Annotated in this window: 3 protein-coding genes and 3 pseudogenes; 5 read left to right on the top strand and 1 reads right to left on the bottom strand. The window is 62.4% G+C overall.

The genetic code is table 11. The features are described 5' to 3' along the window. Nucleotides 1-120: 120 nt before the first annotated feature. From ACFXN1_RS51005 to ACFXN1_RS50995, 3 genes and pseudogenes are all read left to right on the top strand, one after another. Nucleotides 121-1,174: pseudogene (locus tag ACFXN1_RS51005) on the top strand (ISL3 family transposase); the annotation flags it as partial. Between the two features lie 97 nt (nt 1,175-1,271). After that, nucleotides 1,272-1,481 (top strand): annotated as a pseudogene (locus tag ACFXN1_RS51000) (transposase); the annotation flags it as partial. A gap of 118 nt (nt 1,482-1,599) precedes the next feature. After that, a complete protein-coding gene (locus ACFXN1_RS50995; protein ID WP_379446453.1) occupies nt 1,600-1,854 on the top strand; it encodes a hypothetical protein in 255 nt (84 codons plus the stop codon). Here ACFXN1_RS50995 and ACFXN1_RS50990 read toward each other — a convergent pair. Beyond that, complete coding sequence (locus ACFXN1_RS50990; RefSeq protein WP_379446456.1) at nt 1,746-2,027, bottom strand: hypothetical protein; 282 nt, start codon at nt 2,025-2,027, stop codon at nt 1,746-1,748. The two genes, ACFXN1_RS50995 and ACFXN1_RS50990, sit on opposite strands and share 109 nt — an antisense overlap. Before the next feature lie 5 nt (nt 2,028-2,032). Here ACFXN1_RS50990 and ACFXN1_RS50985 point away from each other — a divergent pair. Together ACFXN1_RS50985 and ACFXN1_RS50980 are read left to right on the top strand one after the other, a co-directional pair. Next, nucleotides 2,033-2,182, top strand: a pseudogene (locus ACFXN1_RS50985) (IS256 family transposase); the annotation flags it as partial. A 210-nt stretch (nt 2,183-2,392) separates the two neighbouring features. Beyond that, entirely contained in the window at nt 2,393-5,662 is a 3,270-nt protein-coding gene (locus ACFXN1_RS50980) for a protein kinase (RefSeq protein WP_379446454.1), read from the top strand. Nucleotides 5,663-6,062: the final 400 nt, after the last annotated feature.

Raw genomic sequence — 6,062 nt, 5'->3', positions numbered from 1 at the left:
ACATCCACGACAACAGCTACCGGAGAACCACTGCCACACAAGCAATCCCACCAAATTGACCCACGACATCGGGATAATCACCGAGTCGGGATAAGGCGACTAATCCCGATCTCGGGATTAGTGGACGATTTCGCAATTCGCCGCGGAAACCTTTATGGCACGGTGCGATGCCGTCACCCATCAAAGGGTCGATGTGCTGCCCGATCGCCGGTCCGACACGCTCGAGGCATGGCTGCGAGAACACACCGGTGTCGAGGTCGTTGTCCGTGACGGTTCGGCCGCTTATGCCGAAGCGATACGACGGGCTTTGCCCAGCGCGTTGCAGGCCAGCGATCGCTGGCACCTCTGGCACGGACTGGCCGGAGCGGTCGAAACCGCCGTCGTCGCGCACGCTCGATGCTGGGCCGCGGCCGGGCCGAAACGACAGACATTGACCCGCGAGACAACGACTCTGGAACGCTGGCATGCGGTTCACAACCTGCTCGACAACGGTGTCGGACTGCTGGACTGCGCCCGGCGACTGGGGCTGGCGCTCAACACCGTCAAACGCTACGCCCGCGCCGCCGAACCGAATCAGTTGCGGCGCCCGCCGCAATACCGCGCCTGCCTGGTCGACCCTTACCGCGACCACCTGCGCCAACGCCGCGAAGCCGAGCCCGGTGTCCCGGTGTCCCGGTGCTGCACCTGTTCGGCGAGATCAAAGCTCTCGGCTACACCGGCGGCCTCAATCTGCTGCACAAATACCTCAACCAGGGCCGAGCCGAAGGCGACCGGCCCATACCCTCGCCACGAAGTCTCACCTCCTGGATCCTGAGCAGGCCCACCGATCTGCCCGCCGGGCGGCGCACCCACCTCGACGAACTCCTGGCGGCCTGCCCGGAAATGACCGACCTGGCAAGGCTCATCGGCGAATTCGCCGCGATCATGACCGAACGACGCGGCAGCGACCTCGACGCATGGATCAAACACGTCCGTGAAGCTGGACTCGCAGAACTCGACCCACTCCTGCGCGCCCTTGAGAAGGCCCACGCCGCTGCCGTCGCCGGCCTCAGCCTGCCCCACAGCAGCGGCCCGATCGAAGGCGTCAACACGATAAAACCATTCTGATCAAACGACAAATGTATGGCCGGGCCAGCTTCCAGCTACTTCTTGCCACCGCATCCTGCTGGCCTAGCGCCCGACCACCGCAAGTGCGCCAGAACCTGATCTTCGGCGGATCTGATTCCGGTCCAGTCGGCCGAACCTGATGGTTCGGCAGGAAGGACCGACCGATGTCGGAGACGATCGAATCCGTGGCGAAGGACGCTGTGGACACCAAGAAGTTGACCGAGCAACTGCTAGCCCAGGCCAAGGAACAAGACGTGAACCTGGTCGGACCGGGCGGGTTGCTCAACCAGCTGACCAAGACTGTGCTCGAGACCGCTCTGGAAGCGGAGATGACCGAGCATGCCGGCTACGAGAAACACGATCCGGCCGGTCGTCTTTCGCGAGATTGACGGGAGCGGTCATTATCCAGCGGGCCATGTCACGGACCGATGGTGGGCGTGGTGCGAGGACCGCGGTTTGGCTTGTACCGGTGCGGAATCGGCGCAGGTAGCGTTGGACCTGTTGTTCGGTGCCGGGATAGCCCAGTTCTGCGATCTCGCGAGTGAGCTGGTCGGCGTTGCGGATGCCGTTGTTCCAGCGCTGGTGCAGGTGTTCGTGATAGCCGTCGAGGATGCTCGAGCGCTGCAGATTCCTGACGATCAGCGGATCGACCGCCGCAGCGTCGGCGAACGTGCGGACGGTGGCGGGATGCAGACCCAGCTCACGGCCATCGCGGCCTTGCCTAGCCCCTGCCCCAACAGCCGGTAGACCGCCGAATGATGCTCGCGGAAGCGCGTGACGACCTTCAGCTCGGCCTGATTGACGACCTTCGGCGCCTGACGGGATTGCGCGGCACTGACTTGTGCGGCCAGCGCTGCGGCGAGATCGCGGCGGATACCCGAGAGGTCTTTCTCGACCGCTTGGCCAACGTTCTGCCACAAGTGAAACCGGTCGTTCCGCCCTGAAATGCCTGTATCTGGTGACCCGATCCCTGGACCCCACCGGCCGCGAAGCACGATGGGCGATGAGGTGGAAACCGGCACTCAACGCGTTCGCCATAGCCTTCGAAGGCCGGATCACCCCGACCGGAAACTAACCACCACCGGGGTCAGACCCATCGACTATCGGACACTCCCGTGCTCGAAAGACTTGGCTGTGTCTGAGACTATACCCGGCTGGTCATCCGTGGTCATACGCGACGAGGTGTGCGAGGGTGACCGTTGTATGAGCGATCCATCGCAAGTCGAAAATCGTTCTCACCGGGTATTCTATTGATGAGATTGACCGATCGTATTGTGAGTGATCGATGGTGGATTCTGATGGGCTAAAGACGCAACGTGATCTTGGCAGTGACGTGGTCGCGGCACTGGCTGCTGTCGGGTTTGCGGATGCCGAGGAGATCGGGCGGGGCGGTTTCGGTGTCGTGTACCGGTGTAGTCAGCCGGTTCTGGATCGCATGGTGGCAGTGAAGGTTCTCACCTGCGAGCTAGATGAGAATCGAGAACGGTTCTTTCGCGAGCAGCAGGCAATGGGTCGGTTGACCGGGCATCCGAATATCCTCGGAGTACTTGGCGTTGGTGAAACCGAGACCGGTCAACCCTATCTGGTGATGCCGTATCTTCCGCAGGGATCGCTGGATGCACGGATCCGGCGCGAGGGCGCCTTGTCGGTAGAAGACGTACTCCACCTGGGCGTGAAGATCGCAGGTGCGTTGGAAACAGCGCACCGCGCGGAAATCCTCCATCGGGATGTCAAACCGGCCAACATCCTGCTCACCGATTATAATGAGCCAGCGTTAGCCGATTTTGGTATCGCCCATCTTGCCGGGGGGTTTCGAACGGCGACAGGCGTTGTAACCGGCTCGCCTGCGTACACTGCGCCGGAGATTCTCGGCGGGGACCCACCGAGTCATGCCTCGGATGTGTATGGGCTGGGCGCGACGTTGTTTTGTGCTTTGACCGGTCATGCAGCGTTCGAGCGTCGCAGCGGAGAACAGGTGGTGGCGCAGTTTCTACGAATCACCGCCCAGGAGATCCCGGACCTGCGCGAAATTGGCATCCCTGAGGATCTGAGCATGGTGATCGAGGCGGCGATGTCGCGTGACCCGGGGGAGCGTCCCCCAGCGGTCGTGTTGGGTGAGCGGTTGCAGCAGGTTCAGCTCGCGCACGGGTTCGCCATGGACCCGATGGCGCTGCGAGGCGAGTCAGGCGGTCAGCACGTAGCGGTGGCGATGCCGCCGTATGCGACCAGCGGGCTCGTCCGTGGCGGTGTTGATGGGTGTGTGGCTGGAAGGAATTTGCCGCTCGAGCTGACCAGCTTTGTGGATCGACGTATCCAAGTGTCAGAGGTGAAGAATCTGCTGTCAGGATCGAGCCTGGTGACGTTGACCGGCATCGGTGGGGTCGGCAAGTCACGGCTGGCGCTGCGCGTCGCCCACAAGGTGCGGCAGGACTTCGCCGACGGTGTCTGCCTGATAGAACTGGGGAAACTGCAGGATCCGTCGCTGGTCGTTGGTGATGTGGCCTCGACCTTCGGTGTGCGGCCCCAGATCGGCAGACCGATGCTGGAGGTGCTGGTGGAGTTCTTCTCCACGCGCGAGATGCTACTGGTTCTCGACAATTGCGAGCAGGTAATCGAAGCGGTCGCGACTTTGGCCCAATCGCTATTGCGGACGTGCCCCGATGTGCGGATTCTTGCGACGAGCCGGGAGGCTTTGGGTATCGGTGGGGAATCGGTCCTGCCGGTGCCGCCGCTGAGGTTCCCGGCGCCGGGGGCTCATTCATCTCTAGGGGGCACGGCCAGCTACGACGCGGTGAGGTTGTTCGCAGAGCGAGCCGTCGCGGCGGTGCCCGGTTTCAAATTGACTAAGGACAATCAGGGCAGCGTGGTCGGGATATGTGCGCGGCTGGATGGGTTGCCGTTGGCGATAGAGCTGGCTGCCGCACGGTTGCGCACAATGTCTACGGAACAAATCCTAACGCGGCTGACTGATCGGTTCGCGTTGTTGACCCGCGGCAGTCGGGATGCGCCGACACGACAGCAGACGCTGGCTTGGTGCATTGGCTGGAGCTACGACCTGTGCACACCGACCGAGCAACGGTTGTGGATGCGGTTGTCGGTTTTCGCGGGAAGTTTCGAGCTCGAGGCCGCCGAGGATGTGTGTGGTGACGTGCTGAGCGAGCTGCAGTTGCTGGATGGATTATCAGCGCTGGTCGACAAGTCGATCCTGATCCGGGAGGAAGCCGCGGGTGCGGTGCGTTTCCGAATGTTGGAAACTGTGCAGCAATTCGGTGCGCAAAAGCTTACAGAGACTGGCGAGGATGCGGAATTGCATCGACGTCATCGGGATTGGTACGAACGGTTGGTGCTTGAGATGGAGGAGGACTGGATCAGTTCGCGCCAGCTCGACTGGATCACCCGCATCACCCTCGAGCTCCCGAATCTGCGCAAAGCATTGGAGCTCAGTATCTCGGATGGGAACCCCGCAGGCTTACGCACCGCGGCTGTCCTGCATCCCTACTGGGCCTTGAGTGGCTTGATTGGCGAGGGCCGCCGCTGGTGCGAGCGCCTGCTTGCTACTACGCCCGGCGCTCCAGCGCCGGACCGAGCCAGAGCTCTTCACACGAGTATTGCATTCGCCGCGCATCTCGGTGAGTTACTGGCCGCAACCGAGGGCCTAGCCGACCTACGCGACCTTGCCGAGGAGACAGCCGACCACACAATTGGTGCCCTGTTGGCGTACGCCGACGGGTACACCGCACTTTGCAGTGGCGATCCTGATCGAGCTGCCACCCGTTTGAACGACGCTGTGACGGCTTTCGATCCCCGTACTGAGGCCATATTCCGATTGAGGTCCCTACTCTCACTCGGCTGGGCTTTTGTCCTCCAGGGGGATCTGCCGAGTGCAACAGCTTGCCTCGAGAAGTTACTGACTGTTGCCGACAGCCACGAAGAGACGGCGTTTCGCTCGGCGGCACTGCGGCCCATGGCGCTCGCGGTGTGGATACAGGGTGAGCGTGATCGGGCGGAGGGGCTATTGGAGGAGGCTCTCCGGTTGGCACGCCGAGTGGTCGATCCGCTCGTCGGCGCGGTGAGTATGGAGATACTGGCCTGGATCGCCGCCGAGAAATATGAGGCACGGCGTGCGGGCATACTGCTGGGCGCTGCGGACGGGCTTGGGCAATCGGTCGGCTCGAGCCTCGGGTATCCCGATCTGCTTGGATACCACAGGGAATGCGAGCGTCGCATCCGCGACCGGCTCGGCCAGCGGGGATACGAGTCCGCCTATCAGGAGGGTATGGCTCTCGGTTTCGACGCAGCAATCGGCTACGCGCTGGGGGAGCAGACTCCGCCTCCAGGAGCAGATGCCTCTTCGGTGAGTCTGACCAAGCGTGAGCGTGAGGTCGTCGACCTCATCTGCGAGGGACTGACTAACAAAGCTATCGCAGCGCGTCTGGTGATCTCGCAGCGTACCGCGCAGGGCCACGTAGAGCACATCCTCACCAAACTGGGATTCACCTCGCGGGCTCAGATCGCGGCTTGGGCCGTCGCGCATTCCCACGATGAACTCGCTTGAGACCACCAGACGGTCATAAGTCCAGAACGGCAGCTGAAGGCGCATCCGGAAGTCAACGGAGCTGTAAGCGCGCACCAGTCCCCGTGGATTGCCTGCCACCGTCGGCTTCCAAACCGATAGCGGGCTGGGCGAAAACCAAGATCGCTGGCATCCAGCACTGCCACGCCCAGTTGCACGTTCCTCTCACCGCGTGGCGACAGGCGAAGCATTTACGCTATCGGAGCGGCCATGAGCCCGGGACATCATTGCTGTGGTCCGAATCCTGCAAAATCGGCTTCTGTCGCGTCCGAGGGTTAGGGACTGACACTGGGAACAACGGTGTAACTCCGAATCAAGGAGTGGCACATGAACTCTGATGCGATGACTGTGGTCGTGGCTGATACTGACGCGGTGGCCAGGC

This window comes from Nocardia sp. NPDC059154, assembly GCF_042755705.1.
Classification (GTDB): Bacteria; Actinomycetota; Actinomycetes; order Mycobacteriales; family Mycobacteriaceae; genus Nocardia.
The sequence above is the reverse complement of the archived record's forward strand: the minus strand, read 5'-3'. Positions and strand labels throughout refer to the sequence as shown.